The following is a 17,120-nucleotide window of genomic DNA, read 5'->3' as shown; positions in this document are numbered from 1 at the left end:
GAAATCAGCCGGGCGCCTTGAGCGGCGCCCGCCGCTTGAGCCACCCCGACAACTTCTCCATCTGCGCGGCCAGCGACAAAAGCGTCTCCTCGTCGCCCGGCCGCCCCGCGGCCTGTATGCCGAGCGGCAGGCCGGCGGCCGTGACATGCACCGGCAGCGCGATCGAGGGCTGGCCGCTGACATTGTGGATCGCCGGCCAGTGGGTGAACCACAGGCTCTTGTCCATCAGCTGGCCGAAAATTGATTTGATCCTGAGCAGCCCGGTGAGGTGCAGCTTGTCGAGCGTGTTTTCGATGAGCTCGTCGGCGCCCTTCGCGTCCATCGCGCAGCAGGCGAGCGGCGGGTGGGCGATGATCGGCATCAGCACGGCGTCGAAGCGCGCGGTCTCCTCGATCATCCGCCGCGCGGTGGCGTTCAACCGCTGCACCGCGTCATAGACTTCGCCGGCGGACAGCATCTCGCCGAGTCGGCCGAGCACGCGCGTCGCGCGCTCGACCTCGCCGGCGACGGGCCGGCCGACGCGCAGCGCCTCGGCCCGCATCATGCCTGCGACCGCCGAGGCGACACTCTTGCAGAAATCGGCCATGAAGTCGCGGCCGATATAGGGCAGGTCGATCTCTTCCACCGCGTGCCCGCCCTCGCGCGCCAGCGCCACCGCCGCGTCCAGCGCGGCAATCGTCTCGGCCGAGATCGGCAGGCCGAGCGGCGACTTGCGGTAGACGGCGAGGCTGAGCTTGCCCGGATCGCGCGCCGCTGCTGCGGCAAACGAGCCTTTCGGCGCCGGCGCCGCATAGGGCGACAGCGGATCGGCGCCATGCGTCAGGTCGAGCAGCAGCGCCGTATCGCGCACCGAGCGGCTGACGGCGTGGTCGACGACCATGCCGTACCAGCTTTCGCTGGTGAGCGGCGTCAGGGGCACGCGGCCGCGCGAGGTCTTCAATCCGACCAGCCCGCTGCAGGCCGAAGGCACGCGGATCGAGCCGCCGCCGTCGGAGGCGTGCGCCGCCGGCACCACGCCCGCCGCCACGAGCGCCGCCGAACCGCCCGATGAGCCGCCGGTGGTGTGGCCGGTGTTCCAGGGATTGCGGGTGATGCCGAAGCGGGCGGATTCCGTCATCAGCCGCAGCCCGTGCTCGGGCGAGGTGCTGGTGGCGATCGGGATCAAGCCGGCGGACAGATATCGCTCGACCATCACCGAGTTGTAGTCCGCCGTGAAGGCCGGGATGCGGCTGCCGCCATGGATCGGCACGCCCTTGATGCCGATGCCGAGATCCTTCAGCGCGAAGGGCACGCCGGCGAGCGGCAGCTTGCGGTCGACCGCTTTCGCCCTCGCCCTGGCGGTGTCGTAGAGCGGCGTGGCTATGGCGTTGATGTCGGGTCTTGTCGCCTCGGCGCGCGCGATCGCGGCGTCGACCAGCTCCTGCGGCGAAATTTCTCCTCTGTGCACGAGCTCGGCAAGTCCGGTCGCATCCTGTTCCCAAAGCACGCGTTCGATCGACATTGCCGCCCCCTCTTTTATGCAAGGCTATCGCATGAAGCGGCAAATCGGAATCGGGATTCGACAGACCGACGGCATGATAAATCTTTGGCGGACAAAGGCCTTGGCGCCCCGTTGCAAATAAATCGCAATCTTCTAATTTGCCCGCATGGGGCCTCAGGACATCAGCAAGCTGATCGTCCGGACTTCGATGAAGGACCGGGCTGCGTTCGATCTGCTCTACAAGCAGACCAGCGGGAAACTTTTCGGCATCTGTCTTCGTGTATTGAGGGACAGGGCAGAGGCGGAAGAAGCGCTGCAGGAGGTCTTCGTCAAGATCTGGACGAAGGCGGACCGCTTCGCGGTTTCCGATCTGAGCCCGATTTCCTGGCTGGTGGCCATTGCGCGCAACCATTCGATCGATCGCATCAGGGCGCGGCGCGGTCCTTCTGCCGACATCGATGCGGCGCTCGATGTCGCCGATCCGGCGCCGGGGCCTGAGGCCATGGCTGTCGCGGGCGGCGAGACCGAACGCATCCACCATTGCCTCGACGAATTGGAGAAAGACCGGGCTGCGGCGGTCCGGGGCGCCTATCTCAACGGCGAGAGCTATGCCGAGCTGGCGGAGCGCTACAAGGTTCCGCTGAACACGATGCGGACTTGGCTGCGGCGAAGCCTGCTCAAACTGAGAGAATGTCTGGAAAGATGACGCTGGCGGAAGACAACGGACCGGAACGCGGAGGCGACGACCTGCTCGCCGCCGAATACGTTCTTGGCGTTCTGTCGGCCGACGAGCGCCAGATCGCTTCGCGCCGCATCGACACCGAGACGGCGTTTGCCCGCCTGGTCGATGCCTGGGAGGTCCACTTCGCGCCGATGGCGGCCGCCTATGCCGCGATCGAGCCTCCTACCTCGGTCAAGGCGGCGATCGACCGCCGGCTCTTTGCCTCCTCGGCCGCCGCATCCGCTCCCGGCGCCGGCCTGCTGGGGAGCCTCGCCTTCTGGCGCGGGCTTGCCGCCGCCGCGCTTGCCGCTTTGGCCGTCTTTGTCGCCCTGCCCTTCGTCAATCCGTCATTGCCGCCCCCCGAGACCAGGCTGGTCGCCTCGCTCGCCGCCGACAACAGCAACGTCAAATACCTCGCGGTCTATGACGCGGCGCGCCAGGAGGTCGGCCTCTCGCTGGTTTCCGGCGAGCGCGGCGCCGGCAAGGACTTCGAGCTGTGGATGATCGAGGGCAAGAACGCGCCGGTCTCGATGGGCGTCATCCCGGCCGGCCAGACCGCGCGCATGGCGGTCACGCCCGCCGTCCAGCGAAAGCTGGCGCAGGGCGCCGTGCTCGCCGTCAGCCTCGAGCCGACCGGCGGTTCGCCGACCGGCCGGCCGACAGGCCCCGTCGTCGCCGCCGGCGACCTTAAGGGCATCTGATCGCTGGAAATTTTCAAGGTTAACCGAAGTCTATCTGCCTATCGCAGTCGGGCGGGAGCGGTTGCGTGTGATTAAGTACGGCGTATTCGAATTCAGTTCGGCGAATAAAAAATTTCGAGGCTCGCGAAACTAAGTTTTTGATGCCTCGTATCTCCTCGCGTTCCCAAGGATGGGAAAAACAACCCGAGGAGACTGATATCATGCGTAAACTCGCCACCCTTTTGCTTGCCTCGACGATCGGCCTTTCCGCGCTCGGCGCCGTTGCCTATGCCGCCAATCCGATGGTCGGCGGCGCGCCGATGTATGCCAAGAAGAACATCATCGAGAATGCCGTCAATTCGAAGGACCACACCACGCTGGTCGCCGCCGTCAAGGCGGCTGGCCTGGTCGACACGCTGCAAACCCCCGGTCCCTTCACCGTCTTCGCCCCGACCAACGAGGCGTTCGCCGCGCTGCCTGCGGGCACGGTCGAGACGCTGCTGAAGCCCGAGAACAAGGACAAGCTGACCAAGATCCTCACCTGCCACGTCATCGCCGCCAAGGCGATGGCCGCCGACGTCGCCAAGATGGCCAAGGCCGATGGCGGCGCGCATGAGGTCAAGACGGTCGGCGGCTGCGCGCTGACGCTGAAGTCGGAAAAGGGCAAGGTCACCGTGACCGACGAGAACGGCAACGTCGCCCATGTCACCATCGCCGATGTCCGCCAGTCGAACGGCGTCATCCACGTCGTCGACAAGGTTCTTCTGCCGAAGATGTAACAAAGCGCGTGCGGCCGGCGAAGTGAGGTGTGTCCCAGCCGGCCGCACGGTTCTCTCTCCCACGATCCGCGCTGCCGTCAAGCGCCGCTCCGCATCGCCAGGGCTTGGGTCGATGCGGGGTGGCGCAGGCGGGCCGTCACCGGCTTTTGACTTTCCGGCGGCGTCCTAGTTTGTAAGATCATGTCAGGAGGAAAGGCCATGAACCGTCGCGACTTTCTCTGGAGCGGTGCCGCCGCCACCGCCCTCGCCGTCGGAACCGGAGCGGCGTTGCGCATGGGTGGCGCCAAGCCTGCTCTGGCCGCCGAGACCTTCGAGGTCACCAAGACCGATGCCGAATGGCACGCCATCCTCTCGGACGCCGCCTTCGACGTGCTGCGCAGAGAGGGCACCGAATATCCGGGCACCAGCCCGCTGCTCAACGAACACCGCAAGGGCATCTTCGCCTGCGCCGGCTGCGACCTTTCGGTCTATCCGTCGGAAACGAAGTTCGATTCCGGCACCGGCTGGCCGAGCTTCTGGCAGGAGATCCCCAACGCCATCGGCAAGACCGAGGACCGTTCGCTCGGCATGACGCGCACCGAAGTGCATTGCCGGCGTTGCGGCGGCCATCTCGGCCATGTCTTCGACGACGGCCCGCCGCCCACCGGGCTGCGCCACTGCATCAACGGCGTGGCGCTGAGCTTCAAGCCGGCAGCCGCCTGAGGCAGCGCTTCCCTTTATCCAAAAAGAAACGACCCCGGAAATCGGCAACGATTTCCGGGGTCGCGCGTGAGGATGCCAGGCGGGGGTTCCGGCTTCCTCAATGGCCTCCGCCGCCACCGCCGCGCTGGTCGGCCGGCTTGTTGATGAACAGCACGAGCAGTCCGAGCGTGGCGAACAGCGCCGTCAGCATGAAGAAGACGTCCATGAATGACAGCAGCGCCGCCTGCTGATGCGCCATGCCGGACAGTTTCGAGATCGCGGCGCTGGTGGCGTCGAGACCGGCGGTCTGCTCGAAGTTCAGCGTCATGTTCTGCAGCTTGGTCTGCGCCGCCTGGCTGCCCCACTCGACATGCTCGGAGAGCCTTGCGTAGTGGAAGGCGTTGCGGTCGATCAGCACCGTGTTGATGATCGCCAGGCCGACCGCGCCGCCGAGATTGCGGGTCAGGTTGAACAGGCCCGACGCGTTCTTCAGCCGCTCCGGCGGCAAAGTGCCGAGCGCGATGTTGTTGATCGGCACCATGCACAGCATCATCGAGCAGCCGCGCAGGATCTGCGGGACGAGCAGCTCGTAGAAATCCCAGTCCGCGGTGAGATGCGTCATCCACCAGGTGCCGGTGGCGAAGCCGAAGAAGCCGATCATCATCATCAGCCTGAGATCGATCTTGTTCGACAGGATGCCGGCAACGGGCGCGGTGAAGAACATGGCCAGGCCGCTGACGAACAGCGCCTCGCCGATCATCATCGAATCGTAGCCGCGGATGCGCCCCAGGAACACCGGATAGAGATAGGTGAGCCCGTAAAGGCCGATGCCGACGACGAAGGAGAACAGCGAGCCGAAGGCGAAGTTGACGTTGCTGAAGGCCCTGAGGTCAACGATCGGTTCCTCGGCGGTGAAGACGCGCCAGAAGAAGATGACGCCGCCGACGGTCATGATCACGGCGCAGATGAAGACGGCCTGCTCCTGCAGCCAGTCATGGTTCGGGCCTTCTTCCAGTACATATTCCATGCAGCCGAGGAAGGCGGCCATGCCGATCAGGCCCCACCAGTCGAACTTCGAGAACAGCTTGAGGTTGGGCTTGTCGAAGTCGATCAGCGACCAGGCCGCCGTCGCCACCAAAATGCCGGGCACGACATTGATCAGGAACAGCCAGTGCCAGGACATGGCGTGGCTGATATAGCCGCCCACCGTCGGGCCGATGGTCGGCGCCAGCGTCGCCACCAGGCCGATCATCGGCGAGACGACGGCGCGACGCGACGGCGGGAAGATGGTGAAGGCGGCCGCGAAGACGCTCGGGATCATGCCGCCGCCGATGAAACCCTGGATGGCGCGGTAGACGATCATCTGGTCGATGTTGGTGGCGGTCGCTGCGAGCGCGCTGGCCGCGGTGAAGCCGGCGGCGGCGATGGTGAACAGCACCCTGGTCGACAGCATGCGGCTGAGGAAGCCCGACAACGGGATCATCACCACCTCGGCGATCAGATAGGCGGTCTGCACCCACGGGATCTCGTCGGAGCTCGCGCTGAGGCCCGCCTGGATCTCGGCCAGCGATGCCGAGACGATCTGGATGTCGAGGATCGCCATGAACATGCCGAAGACCATCGCCAGGAAGGCGATGACGCGGCGCACCGGCATGTGGTCGGCGGGCGCGGCGGCTGCCGGCCGTGCCGGCACTGATCCTGCTGTGATGGTCGCGGTTGCCATGTCATGGCCTCCCTGGAGCAAATTCCGGCAAAGTGGTTTTCCGTCCGGAATTGCATCGAAACAAATAGCTGGCAGGCTGGGCGGCCCGGCGCTCGATCGGCCGTCGGACCGCCCCCCAAACTGCTCAGTTGGTCGTCGCGGCCGGCGCGGTGCGGCTGTCGGCGGCGACGATGACGCTCAGGCCGGCGCGCAGCTTGCCGGTCTTCAGCACGTCGGCCGGCACGTCGATGCGCACGGGCACGCGCTGCACGACCTTGGTGAAGTTGCCGGTGGCGTTTTCCGGCGGCAGCAGCGAGAACACCGCACCCGAGGCCGGCGCCAGCGACGAGACCGTGCCCTCGAAGGTCTGGCCGTCGATGGCGTCGACCGTGATGCGGACCTTCTCGCCGGGCACCAGCCGGCCAAGCTGCGTCTCCTTGAAGTTGCCGACGATGTAGAGCTTGTCCATCGGCACGACGACGGCGAGCTTCTGGCCGGGGCTGACGAGGTCGCCCTGCTCGACCGAGCGGTTGCCGACGACGCCGTCATAAGGCGCCTTGAGCACGGTGAAGGAAAGGTCGCGCTGGGCCTTGTCGCGGGTCAACTGCAGCGAGGCGAGCGTGCTTGCCTGCTCCGCGCGCTGGGCTTCCAGCACGCCGATATTGGCCTGGGCCGCGGTGATCTGCGCGTCGGCGCCGGCAAGGGCCGCCTTGGCCTGGTCGAGCGCGGTCTGGGCGTCGTCGAGCTGCGCCTGCGTGCCGACATGGGTCTTGAGCAGCTGCGCCGCGCGGTCCTGGGCGCGCGCTGCGTTGTCGGCCGCCGCCTGGTCGGCGATCTTCTGCGCCTGCGCCTGCGCCAGCGAGGCCTGGGCCGCCTTGGTCTGCGCGTCGATGCGGTCAAGCGTCTTCGCCAAGGTCGCGATCTGCGCCTCGGCCTGGGCAACGGCTATCTTGTAGTCGCCGTCGTCGATGACGAACAGCGGATCGCCGGCCTTGACCCTCTGGTTCTCGCTCACCAGCACCTTATCCACATAGCCGGAGATTTTCGGCGACACGAACGACATGTCGGCCTGGACATAGGCGTCGTCGGTGGAGATCATGAACCGGCCGTCGGCCCAGTAGTTGTAGCCGTACCAGGAGCCGGCGCCGAGGAGGGCAAGCCCGATGATCGGCAGCAGGAACGAGCGGACCGAACGCTTCTTCTTGGCGGGCGCTTCGACGGGAGCGACGGGAGTGGGCTGGACGGGAACTTCCGGCGCTTCGGTCGACGGCTGGACCTTGGCGTTGGGAAAATTACGGACTTCGGCGGTGGCGGGCGCGTTCGAGGACATGATAATCTCTCTGGGTAAGTCAGTCAGACTGAACCGTTCGGTTCGAATTGATGATTGACATAGCGCGTAAAGAGGCCCATATCAAGAGCAAATCGAACCGCCTGGTTCGAAATATTTCGTGAGGTATGACTTCAATGGTCGAAACGACAGCAGATAGCGATCTGCTCGACCTGCGCAAAGGCCGTCCGGCAGCCGGCCAGGATCCGGTCAAGCGGGCCCAGATCATCGAGGGCGCGCGCCGCGTCTTCATCGACAAGGGCTTCGAGGCCGCCTCCATGAACGACATCACGCGCGAGGCCGGCGTCTCCAAGGGCACGATCTACGTTTATTTCGCCAACAAGGAAGAGCTGTTCGAGGCCCTCATCGAGGAAGAGCGCGGCACCATCTTCAAGAACATGTATGACGTCCTGGACCACGCCGACGACCTGCGCGAGACGCTGGTGAAGTTTGGCAAGGTGCTGGTCATGAAGATCACCTCGGCCAAGGTCATACAGGCGCAGCGCACCGTGATCGGCGCGTCCGACCGGATTCCCGAGCTTGGCGCGCGCTTTTACGAGCGCGGCCCCAAGCGCGGCCACGACAAGGTCGCCGCCTTCCTCAACGCCGCTGTCGAGCGTGGCCTGTTGAAAATCGAGGATGTTGAACTCGCCGCCTATCAGCTTACCGACCTTTGCCTCGCCGGCCTGTTTCGCCAGTGCATCTTCTCTTACCGTACCAAGGCGCCGACCCAGGCCGAGATCGACCATGTCGTGCGCTCCGGCGTGAACGTCTTCCTCAAGGCCTACGGCACCGCGACGCTTACCGCCGAGGAGCAGGCGTCGGAACCGACCTGACCGAGCTGCCTGTCGGGTTCGTCGGAATGGAGGGCGCGGCGCTGCCAATCTCCCCCTTTGCGGGCTAGGGGGTGCACACATCTTCCGTGACTACTGATCAACCTGAGGCTTGATTGTCACGCGGTTCCCCCAATCCGTCGCTGCTTCGCAGCGCCACCTTTCCCCCCTCCGGAGGGAAAGGAAGGGAGCCTTGCTGGACGAGCGCTGGCGGTAGAAAGTCTGGCGCCTTCCTCTACCCCGTCGATCGGGGGAGAGGTGGCTCGGCGAAGCCGAGACGGAGTGGGGGTCGACCAGCGCTACATAAGACAATGCATGCGCCAAGCTGCCATGCACGCTATCGCCAAAGACCAGCCGCTTGGAAATGTGTGCATACCGTTACCCTTGCGGGAGATGGCCGGCAGGCCAGAGGGGGTGTGAAGGAACGCGGCGCTACACCACCTAGGGTCTCCACTCCTTGCTCCTTCGCGAGCCCAGTTGGAAGGTCTTGTTAACCATCGCTTTCTATGTCTCGGGACACGTTCATTCGACGAGTCTCGAGTATGACATCCATGCGTTTCTCCCGTGCCAATCTTTCCGGTATTTCCGCCTACGACAACGACGATCACCGTCGTGCGGCGGAAGCGGGCGAGCATGGCGCGGACTCGCCGCGGCAGGGCCAAACGGGGCAGGTTGTCACGCTGCGGGACTCGATCGGAGGCGAATCGGACGCAGCCTCGTTCGATTCGGCTGGCGGCGGCGAGTTTGCCCGTCAGCCCTGGCAGCAATATTTCTTCCTCGCGCCCAACGTGCGTTTCACCCGCACCCCGGATTCCGACAAGCGGCCAGCAGCGCAGCCTGACGACGAAGCGTCGGCCAAAACGGCGGCTCCCGCCGGCGATTCCACCCGTCCTGCGCCGCCGACGGCTGAAACGGCAAATCCGACCCGGGCAGTTCCCACCGCTGCCTCCGCAGTCGGGCCGCAGCAGGCCATCACCACGTCGCCGCGAGCGGTCGCCACTCCGGCGCAAAAGCCGCAGCCGAGATTCCGCTGGTCCTACCTTTCCGACGATGCGTTCTTCGAATTCAGCATGCCTTTGCTCGCCGAACGCCTGGCGCGGGCACGCCTGCACGATCCGGCGCAGCCGCCCATCGCTCCCGCGCCGGTGAGGCCTGCGCCGGCGCAGCCGAGCCCGTCTCGCACCGCCTCGGTAGGCGAAGCAGTTTCGTTCTATCGCGTCATCGAATGGCGCTCGAATGGGCCGACCGCAAGCCCTGCCTCGGTAGCGGCACCGGCCGTCGCGCCCGCCGCCCGGCCCGCTCCGTTGGAGACCGAATCGCGCGCGCCCGAAGCGGCGGACGCCGCGCCGGTTGCCGTTGCAAGGAGCGCCCGGCCCGCGAGGTCCGCGCCCTCCCTGCCGGTCGCCGGCAAGGTCGCGCCTGCGGCTGTCGCGGCCGGTTACGAGCTTCCATCCGAGGATCTGCTGCAGATGCCGCCTGAGGGCCAGGGCTTCTACATGTCGCAGGAGCGGATGGAGCAGAACGCCGACCTGCTCGAAAGCGTGCTGGAGGATTTCGGCGTCAAGGGCGAGATCATCCATGTCCGGCCGGGTCCGGTCGTGACGCTTTACGAGTTCGAGCCGGCGCCGGGGGTGAAGTCGAGCCGCGTCATCGGCCTGGCCGACGACATCGCCCGCTCCATGTCGGCGATCTCGGCGCGCGTCGCCGTCGTGCCGGGCCGCAACGTCATCGGCATCGAGCTGCCCAACGAAACCCGCGAGACGGTCTATTTCCGCGAGCTGATCGAATCGGCAGGCTTCCGCAACACGTCCTGCAGGCTGGCGCTTGGCCTCGGCAAGACGATCGGCGGCGAGCCGGTCATCGCCGACCTCGCCAAGATGCCGCATCTGCTGGTCGCCGGCACCACCGGCTCTGGCAAGTCGGTCGCCATCAACACGATGATCCTGTCGCTGCTCTACCGGATGAAGCCGGAGGAATGCCGTCTCATCATGGTCGACCCGAAGATGCTGGAACTGTCCGTCTATGACGGCATCCCGCATCTGCTCACGCCCGTCGTGACCGATTCCAAGAAGGCGGTCACGGCGCTCAAATGGGCGGTGCGCGAGATGGAGGAGCGCTACCGCAAGATGGCGCGCCTCGGCGTGCGCAACATCGACGGCTACAACCAGCGCGCCGCCGCCGCCCGCGACAGCGGCGAGGTCGTGGTCATGCAAACGCAGGTCGGCTTCGAGAAGGGCACGGGCGAGCCGCTGTTCGAGGAACGGGAAATCGACCTCGCGCCGATGCCCTACATCGTCATCATCGTCGACGAGATGGCCGACCTGATGATGGTGGCCGGCAAGGAGATCGAAGGCGCCATCCAGCGGCTGGCGCAGATGGCGCGCGCCGCCGGCATCCACCTGATCATGGCCACGCAGCGTCCGTCGGTCGACGTCATCACCGGCACCATCAAGGCCAATTTCCCGACCCGCATCTCCTTCCAGGTGACGTCGAAGATCGACAGCCGCACCATCCTTGGCGAGCAGGGCGCCGAGCAGTTGCTCGGCCAGGGCGACATGCTGCACATGGCCGGCGGCGGGCGCATCGCGCGCGTGCATGGCCCGTTCGTCTCCGACCTGGAGGTCGAGCACGTCGTGGCGCATCTGAAGGCGCAAGGCCGTCCGGAATATCTCGATACGGTCACCGCCGACGAGGAGGCGGAGGAAGAGGCGGCCGACACCGGTCCGGTCTTCGACAAGGGCTCGATCGACGCCGAGGATGGCGACGCCCTCTACGAGGAAGCCGTCAAGGTGGTCAAGCGCGACAAGAAATGCTCGACCTCCTACATCCAGCGCCGCCTCGGCATCGGCTACAACCGCGCCGCCTCGCTGGTCGAGCGCATGGAGAAGGAAGGCCTGGTCGGCGCTCCCAACCACGTCGGCAAGCGCGAAATCCTGACCGGCCGGCGCGACCACGCGCCGGAGCGCGACGAGACGGATTGAGCAGGACTTGATGGGCGGGTCAGTCACGGCTGGTCCTGCCCGCTTTGGGGCAGAGCAATCGCATATGGCGGCGCCAGCCCCCCCATCCGGCCGCTTAGCGGCCACCTTCTCCCCGTCGGGGAGAAGAGACTGGCGCCAGCGCTGGCAATCTCCTCTCCCCTTGGGGAGAGGTCAGCCGAGCGAAGCGGAGGCTGGGTGAGGGGGAGCACATACCCGACTGCCCTGCTCCAAGGCCAGAGCGGCTTTCAGCCGCCGTTGGCCACGCGCGCGATCGCCGCGCGCAATTCGTCGAGCCCCGCGGCCTTTTCCGACGATGTCGCCAGCACCGCCGGAAACGCTGCCGGCCGTTTCTTGATCTTGGCGAGCGTCTCCTCGATCAGCCTTGGCACGCCGGCCGCCTTGATCTTGTCGGTCTTGGTCAGCACGATCTGATAGGACACCGCCGCCTTGTCGAGCAGCGACAGCACTTCCTCGTCCTTGGCCTTGATGCCGTGGCGGGCGTCGATCAGCACATAGACGCGCTTCAGCGTCACGCGGCCCTGCAGATATTCGTAGATCAGCTTCGTCCAGGCGTCGACCTTGTCCTTCGGCGCGGTGGCGTAGCCATAGCCCGGCATGTCGACCAGCGCCATCGGCGGCAGATCGGCGCCCTCGCCGGAAAAGCCGTCCGGCACGAAATAATTGAGCTCCTGCGTCCGCCCCGGCGTGTTGGAGGTGCGCGCCAGGCCCTTCTGGCCGACCAGCGCGTTGATCAGCGAGGATTTGCCGACATTGGAGCGGCCGGCGAAGGCGATCTCCGGCGGCCCCTCCGGCGGCAGGAATTTCATCGAAGGCACGCCGCGGATGAAGATCCACGCGCGGGTGAACAGTTCCGGACTGATCGCCGTTTCGTTCGTGGTTCTATCCGGCGCGTTCAAACGGCGGCCTCCAGCTTGGAAATGTCGGCGCCACGGATGGCGTTGAGGTTGCGGCTGATCTTGTCGACCGGCCAGTCCCACCAGGCCGCTTTCAACAGCCGCCGCACCGTGAATTCGTCGAAGCGCATCTTCACCACCTTGGCCGCATTGCCGGCGACGATCGCATAGGGCGGCACGTCGTGAGTGACAACCGATTTCGCCGCGACGATGGCGCCGTGGCCGATCTCGATGCCCGGCATGATCACCGCATCCATGCCGATCCAGACGTCGTTGCCGACGATCGTGTCGCCACGGATCTCCTTCGACCAGGTCTCCTGGTCGAAGCCTTCCTCCCAGCCATGACCGAAGATGTTGAACGGATAGGTCGAGAAGCCGGACATCGCGTGGTTGGCGCCGTTCATGATGAAGCGCGCGCCCTCGGCGATCGCGCAGAACTTGCCGATGATCAGCCTGTCGCCGATGAAGGGATAGTGGTGCAGCACGCATTTCTCGGCGAATTTATCGGGCCCCTCCGGGTCGTCGTAATAGGTGAAGTCGCCGATCTCGATGTTCGGCGCGTTGACCAGCGGCTTCAGGAAGCCGACGCGCGGATGCATCGCAATCGGATGCTTGATGTGGGGATTGGGTGCGGTCATCGGATCGGTCCACGATTTGGCAGGCACGGTTAAGCGGTTGCGCCGATCAAACTAACGTGATCCGGTCACCGCACCAACCATGCTCAATGGCTGCCGCGACAGATCACGATCGGGTTCGAGAGCGCGCTGTCGAAACCGCTGCCCTGGTAGACCTGGACGTTGGCTGCGCCGGGCGGCAAGGAGAAGCTGCCCTCGACGATTTTCTGGTCGCCGCCCATCGTGTGCAGTGCCCAGCTGAAGGTGCAGAACTGCGGCGGCGCCTTGGGTTGCACATGGCTGCAGTTGAGCTGTGCGCCACCCAGCATCGCCGCGCCGCCGCAGCTCACCGCCTCCTTGGCGGCCGCGGGAAACGCGCACCCAAACAGGGCAGCCACGATCGCGATTCTGAGCCGGTTCATCTTCATCTTTTCGCCCGCCCCGTGTCGGCTCCTTTCGTTGCGCCACACCGATGCGACATTTGCTCCAGGCGGCTTAACCGGTCTTGCGCGTGGCGTCCAGCAGGATTATGTGCATGATGATAATAAGCATGCTCACGAAAGTTTGTCCGCCGACTCCGGTCTCCTCCCATGCCCTCTTCGCCCAATATCAGCTTCGTGCTGCACGATGTCGCGCGCCTGCTCAGGAAGCGTTTCGAGCAGCGTTCGGGCAGCTCGGGCCTGACCCGCGCGCAATGGCAGGTGCTGGCCTACCTGTCGCGGCATGAAGGCATTCACCAGAACAAGGTCGCCGACCTCATCGAGATCATGCCGATCACGCTGGCGAGGCTGCTCGACAAGATGGAGGCGCGCGGCTTCATCGAGCGCCGGCCCGATCCTGCCGATCGCCGGGCGTGGCTCCTCTACCTGACCCCGCGGGTGCATCCGCTGATCGAAGTAATGCGCAGCAACGGCCTGAAGACGCGCGAGGAGGCCTTCGCCGGCCTTTCCGCGGATGCGCAGCAACAGCTGCTGCAAACCCTTTGCCTGATCAAATCCAATCTGCTCGAGGCCTGCGCCCAGCCGGCCGCCGACCGGGAGAAAGTCCATGTCTGAACCAACTTCACCGAGAAAGCCCGCCGAAGGCGACAACGCCGGCGAAAGAAAGAGCGACCACGTCATCCGTCTGGACAGCCAGCGCGAGCAAAGGCGGGGTGGCAACCCCGTCGCAGAGAACGGCGAGTTGGAAGCGCCCGTCACCCCGGAACCCGCCACGCTGGAGGCCCCTTCGGCACAGCCGAAGCCGGCCGCCGTGACGATCGCCCCGCCAGCCCCAGCGAAGCCGCGGCGCAGCCTGACCCGGCCGGTCCTGTTTGCGTTGCTCCCGGTCGCGCTGGCCGTCGGCGGCTACTCCTACGTTGTCGGCGGCCAGGTCATGACCACCGACAACGCCCATATCCAGGCGCAGTCGCTCGGCGTCTCAACCGACGTCTCCGGCACCGTGCAGGAGATCGACGTGCATGACAATGAGGCGGTGAAGAAGGGCCAGGTGCTCTTCCGGTTGCGGCCGGCCTCGTTCGAGACCGCGCTCGCCGGTGCTCAGGCGCAGCTCGGCACCGTGCGCAACCAGGTGCTGACCTTGCAGGCGAGCTACCAGCAGTCGCTGGCGCAGATCGAGCAGTCCGAGGCCGACATCCCCTATTACGAGTCCGCCTTCCAGCGTCAGCAGGATCTGCTCAAGACCTCCACCGCCTCGAAGGCGACTTTCGACCAGGCCCAGCACGATCTCGTCGCCGCCCGCCAGAAAGTGACGGTCGCCAAGGCGCAGGCGCAGGCGACGCTCGCCCAGCTTGGCGGCGACGCCAGCCAGCCGGTCGAGAGGAACCCTTTCTATCTTCAGGCGCAGTCGGCCGTGGACGACGCTCAGCGCAACCTCAACGACTCGGTGGTCAAGGCGCCGTTCGACGGCATCGTCACCAATGTCGACGCGTTGCAGGTCGGCAAATACCTGCCGGCCTCGCAGCCGGCCTTCAGCCTGGTCTCGTCAACCGACATCTGGATCGCGGCCGAGCCGAAGGAAACGGAGCTCACCTATGTCCGGCCCGGGCAGAAGGCGACGATCAGCATCGACGGCTATCCGGGCGAAGTCTGGCATGGCGAGGTCGGCTCAATCAGCCCGGCCTCGTCCTCGAGTTTCTCGCTGCTTCCGGCGCAGAACACCAGCGGCAACTGGGTCAAGGTCGTGCAGCGCATCCCGATGCGGGTGACGATCGACGATGCCGAAGGCAAGCCACCGCTGAGGGGCGGCATGAGCGCCGTGGTCAGCATCGACACCGGCCATGCCCGCGGCCTGCCCGATTTCGTCACCGACCTCGTCAAGCGTTTCGGGCAGAAGTCATGAGCACAGCTTCCGCGACAGGCGCGCCTGCGGTCGCCAATCGCGGCGCCATCACCGCCTGCGTCATCCTGGCGGTCATCATGCAGGCGCTGGACACCACCATCGCCAATGTGGCGCTGCCCTATATCCAGGGCAGCGTTTCGGCGAGCGCCGACCAGATCAACTGGGTGCTCACCTCCTACATCGTCGCCGCGGCCGTGATGACGCCGCCCTCCGGCTATCTTGCCAACCGCTTCGGCCGCAAGCGCATCCTGCTGGTCGCCATCACCGGCTTCGTCGTCGCCTCGGTGCTGTGCGGCTTTGCCCAGTCGCTGACGCAGATCGTCGGCTTCCGCCTGCTGCAGGGCCTGTTCGGCGCGGCCCTTGTTCCGCTCTCGCAGAGCATCCTGCTCGACATCTACAGCGTCGAGGAGCGCGGCTCGGCCATGGCGCTGTTCGGCGTCTCGGTGATGGTCGGCCCGGTGCTTGGCCCGGTCATCGGCGGCTGGCTGACGGAAAACGTTTCCTGGCGCTGGGTCTTCTACATCAACGTGCCGATCGGCGCGCTGGCTTTCGCCGGCGTCTCGATGTTCGTCCAGGAAACCAAGCTCGACCTGAAGGCCAGGCTCGACTGGCTGGGCTTCGGCATGCTCAGCGTCGCCATCGCCTCGCTGCAGATGTTCCTCGACCGCGGCGAGCAGCTCAACTGGTTCTCCTCGTCCGAGATCATCGTCGAGGCGCTGGTTTGCGTGTCGGCCTTCTACATCTTCATCGTCCACACCTTCACCGCTCGCGACACCTTCGTGAATCCAAGGCTCTTCCTCGACCGGAATTTCGCCGTCGGCATGGTGTTCATCTTCATCATCGGCATCACCTATCTCGCCTCGCTGGCGCTGATGACGCCCTACCTGCAGACGCTGATGGGCTATCCGGTGGTGACCGCCGGCATCGTCATGGGACCGCGCGGCCTCGGCACCATGGCCTGTATGTTCCTCGTCGGCCGGCTGGTCGGCAAGGTCGACACGCGCTGGCTGCTCTTCATCGGTCTCACGATCACCGCCTGGGCGATGTACGACATGACCGGCTGGACGCCCGACGTCTCGCAATGGACGATCGTCAGCACCGGCTTCATCCAGGGCGCCGGGCTGGGCTTTCTGTTTGTCCCGCTCACCACCATCACCTTCGCCACGCTGGCGCCGGAAAGGCGCGCGGAAGGCACGGGCCTCTACAATCTGTCGCGCAACATCGGCTCCAGCGTCGGCATCTCGGTCGTCACCGCGCTTCTGACGCAGAACCAGCAGATCAACCACGCCGACATCGCCGACTATGTGACGCCCTACAATCAGGCCTTCGCCGACCCGACGATCGCACAGGCGCTCAGCCCTTACACCGCCGCCGGCCGCGCGGCCCTCGACGGCCTGGTCACGCTGCAGGCGACGATCATCAGCTATGTCGACGACTTCAAGCTGATGATGATCCTGTCCCTGGCCGCCATCCCGCTGGTGCTGCTGCTGCGCAAGCCCGGCACGCCGGCCAAGGTCGATCACAGCGCCGTCGTGGAGTGACAGGAAAGACCGGGGTCCCGCCCGCGGGGACCCCGGTCTGCCGGACGGCCTCCCAAACACCGGCGTCGTCGCGCCGGAAGCCGTCGCGGCCTTATTGGGGAGGACCGGGAATCATACGAGGCGGGGCTGCTCGGAGTTTCAGGAACTCCTGATATTTGCCGAAAATTATTCCCGCCCCGTGGCATCGAGGGCAATGACGTATGGGTTTATCGGCGAAGGCCAACGCAACGCCGTCATCCTCGATCTTGTCCTGGGTCAAGCCCGAGGATGACGCCGATCAGGACATGCCGGTTATCTGAGCTCAGAAAGCCATACGCGATCGCCTTGTCCGAATGGCGCCGACGTTGGAGATCGGCCGAACCGGCCCCGTGACGTCGTCATCCTCGGGCTTGACCCGAAGATCCATTCCGTGACCTCTGCCGCAGAGTGTGGCAGTGCAGAATTCTGTAACCGTTGCAACGCGTTAGCGTAACGGCATGGATTCTAGGGTCTGCGCGCGTCGCTTCGCTCCTTGCTCCGCCCTAGAA

15 protein-coding genes are annotated in these 17,120 nt (G+C 65.5%); 9 read left to right on the top strand and 6 right to left on the bottom strand.

Annotated elements, in window-relative coordinates; genetic code table 11:
* Positions 1-4: 4 nt before the first annotated feature.
* On the bottom strand, positions 5-1,501 hold the full coding sequence (locus QAZ47_RS03240; protein WP_278232490.1) for an amidase: 1,497 nt from the start codon (positions 1,499-1,501) through the stop codon (positions 5-7).
* Positions 1,502-1,646: 145 nt separating this feature from the next.
* Between QAZ47_RS03240 and QAZ47_RS03235 the strand changes: the two genes are divergently transcribed.
* The 4 genes from QAZ47_RS03235 to msrB all read left to right on the top strand — a co-directional run bounded on the left by QAZ47_RS03235 (position 1,647) and on the right by msrB (position 4,362).
* Complete coding sequence (locus tag QAZ47_RS03235; RefSeq protein ID WP_278205540.1) at positions 1,647-2,186, top strand: sigma-70 family RNA polymerase sigma factor; 540 nt, start codon at positions 1,647-1,649, stop codon at positions 2,184-2,186.
* Positions 2,183-2,902 (top strand): anti-sigma factor, encoded by a 720-nt coding sequence (locus tag QAZ47_RS03230; protein ID WP_278233766.1) that lies wholly within the window; start codon positions 2,183-2,185, stop codon positions 2,900-2,902. The genes QAZ47_RS03235 and QAZ47_RS03230 overlap by 4 nt, the downstream gene beginning before the upstream one ends.
* Before the next feature lie 200 nt (positions 2,903-3,102).
* Positions 3,103-3,660: a fasciclin domain-containing protein gene (locus QAZ47_RS03225; RefSeq protein WP_278232489.1), complete on the top strand. Its 558-nt coding sequence runs from the start codon at positions 3,103-3,105 to the stop codon at positions 3,658-3,660.
* Between the two features lie 198 nt (positions 3,661-3,858).
* Complete coding sequence (msrB, locus tag QAZ47_RS03220; RefSeq protein WP_278232488.1) at positions 3,859-4,362, top strand: peptide-methionine (R)-S-oxide reductase MsrB; 504 nt, start codon at positions 3,859-3,861, stop codon at positions 4,360-4,362.
* Between the two features lie 97 nt (positions 4,363-4,459).
* Here the strand turns inward: msrB and QAZ47_RS03215 are convergent, their stop codons facing one another.
* Both QAZ47_RS03215 and QAZ47_RS03210 read right to left on the bottom strand, forming a co-directional pair.
* A complete protein-coding gene (locus tag QAZ47_RS03215) occupies positions 4,460-6,064 on the bottom strand; it encodes a DHA2 family efflux MFS transporter permease subunit (RefSeq protein WP_278232487.1) in 1,605 nt (534 codons plus the stop codon).
* A 124-nt stretch (positions 6,065-6,188) separates the two neighbouring features.
* Positions 6,189-7,373 carry an HlyD family secretion protein gene (locus tag QAZ47_RS03210; RefSeq protein WP_278232486.1) on the bottom strand — a complete coding sequence of 395 codons (1,185 nt, stop codon included), beginning with the start codon at positions 7,371-7,373 and terminating at the stop codon, positions 6,189-6,191.
* A gap of 134 nt (positions 7,374-7,507) precedes the next feature.
* Between QAZ47_RS03210 and QAZ47_RS03205 the strand changes: the two genes are divergently transcribed.
* Together QAZ47_RS03205 and QAZ47_RS03200 are read left to right on the top strand one after the other, a co-directional pair.
* Entirely contained in the window at positions 7,508-8,206 is a 699-nt protein-coding gene (locus QAZ47_RS03205; protein ID WP_278232485.1) for a TetR/AcrR family transcriptional regulator, read from the top strand.
* 539 nt (positions 8,207-8,745) lie between these two features.
* Positions 8,746-11,184 (top strand): DNA translocase FtsK, encoded by a 2,439-nt coding sequence (locus tag QAZ47_RS03200; protein ID WP_278232484.1) that lies wholly within the window; start codon positions 8,746-8,748, stop codon positions 11,182-11,184.
* A 245-nt stretch (positions 11,185-11,429) separates the two neighbouring features.
* Here the strand turns inward: QAZ47_RS03200 and yihA are convergent, their stop codons facing one another.
* From yihA to QAZ47_RS03185, 3 genes are all read right to left on the bottom strand, one after another.
* Positions 11,430-12,011, bottom strand: a complete 582-nt coding sequence (yihA, locus tag QAZ47_RS03195) for a ribosome biogenesis GTP-binding protein YihA/YsxC (RefSeq protein ID WP_278233765.1) — start codon at positions 12,009-12,011, stop codon at positions 11,430-11,432.
* A gap of 86 nt (positions 12,012-12,097) precedes the next feature.
* Positions 12,098-12,736: a CatB-related O-acetyltransferase gene (locus tag QAZ47_RS03190; protein ID WP_278232483.1), complete on the bottom strand. Its 639-nt coding sequence runs from the start codon at positions 12,734-12,736 to the stop codon at positions 12,098-12,100.
* An 83-nt stretch (positions 12,737-12,819) separates the two neighbouring features.
* Positions 12,820-13,140 (bottom strand): hypothetical protein, encoded by a 321-nt coding sequence (locus QAZ47_RS03185; RefSeq protein ID WP_278205533.1) that lies wholly within the window; start codon positions 13,138-13,140, stop codon positions 12,820-12,822.
* Between the two features lie 162 nt (positions 13,141-13,302).
* Between QAZ47_RS03185 and QAZ47_RS03180 the strand changes: the two genes are divergently transcribed.
* From QAZ47_RS03180 to QAZ47_RS03170, 3 genes are read left to right on the top strand one after another with little or no spacing between them, the layout of a single operon-like run.
* Complete coding sequence (locus tag QAZ47_RS03180; protein WP_278232482.1) at positions 13,303-13,767, top strand: MarR family transcriptional regulator; 465 nt, start codon at positions 13,303-13,305, stop codon at positions 13,765-13,767.
* Positions 13,760-15,052 (top strand): efflux RND transporter periplasmic adaptor subunit, encoded by a 1,293-nt coding sequence (locus tag QAZ47_RS03175; protein WP_278232481.1) that lies wholly within the window; start codon positions 13,760-13,762, stop codon positions 15,050-15,052. Before QAZ47_RS03180 ends, QAZ47_RS03175 begins: the two co-directional genes overlap by 8 nt.
* The gene (locus QAZ47_RS03170) at positions 15,049-16,593 is read left to right on the top strand and encodes a DHA2 family efflux MFS transporter permease subunit (RefSeq protein WP_278232480.1); all 1,545 of its coding nucleotides are present in this window, start codon (positions 15,049-15,051) and stop codon (positions 16,591-16,593) included. The genes QAZ47_RS03175 and QAZ47_RS03170 overlap by 4 nt, the downstream gene beginning before the upstream one ends.
* Positions 16,594-17,120: the final 527 nt, after the last annotated feature.

Origin of the sequence: Mesorhizobium sp. WSM4904, assembly GCF_029674545.1 — a bacterium.
Taxonomy (GTDB): Bacteria; Pseudomonadota; Alphaproteobacteria; order Rhizobiales; family Rhizobiaceae; genus Mesorhizobium.
Note: the sequence above shows the minus strand (reverse complement) of the source record. Positions and strands in the feature narration are given on the sequence as shown.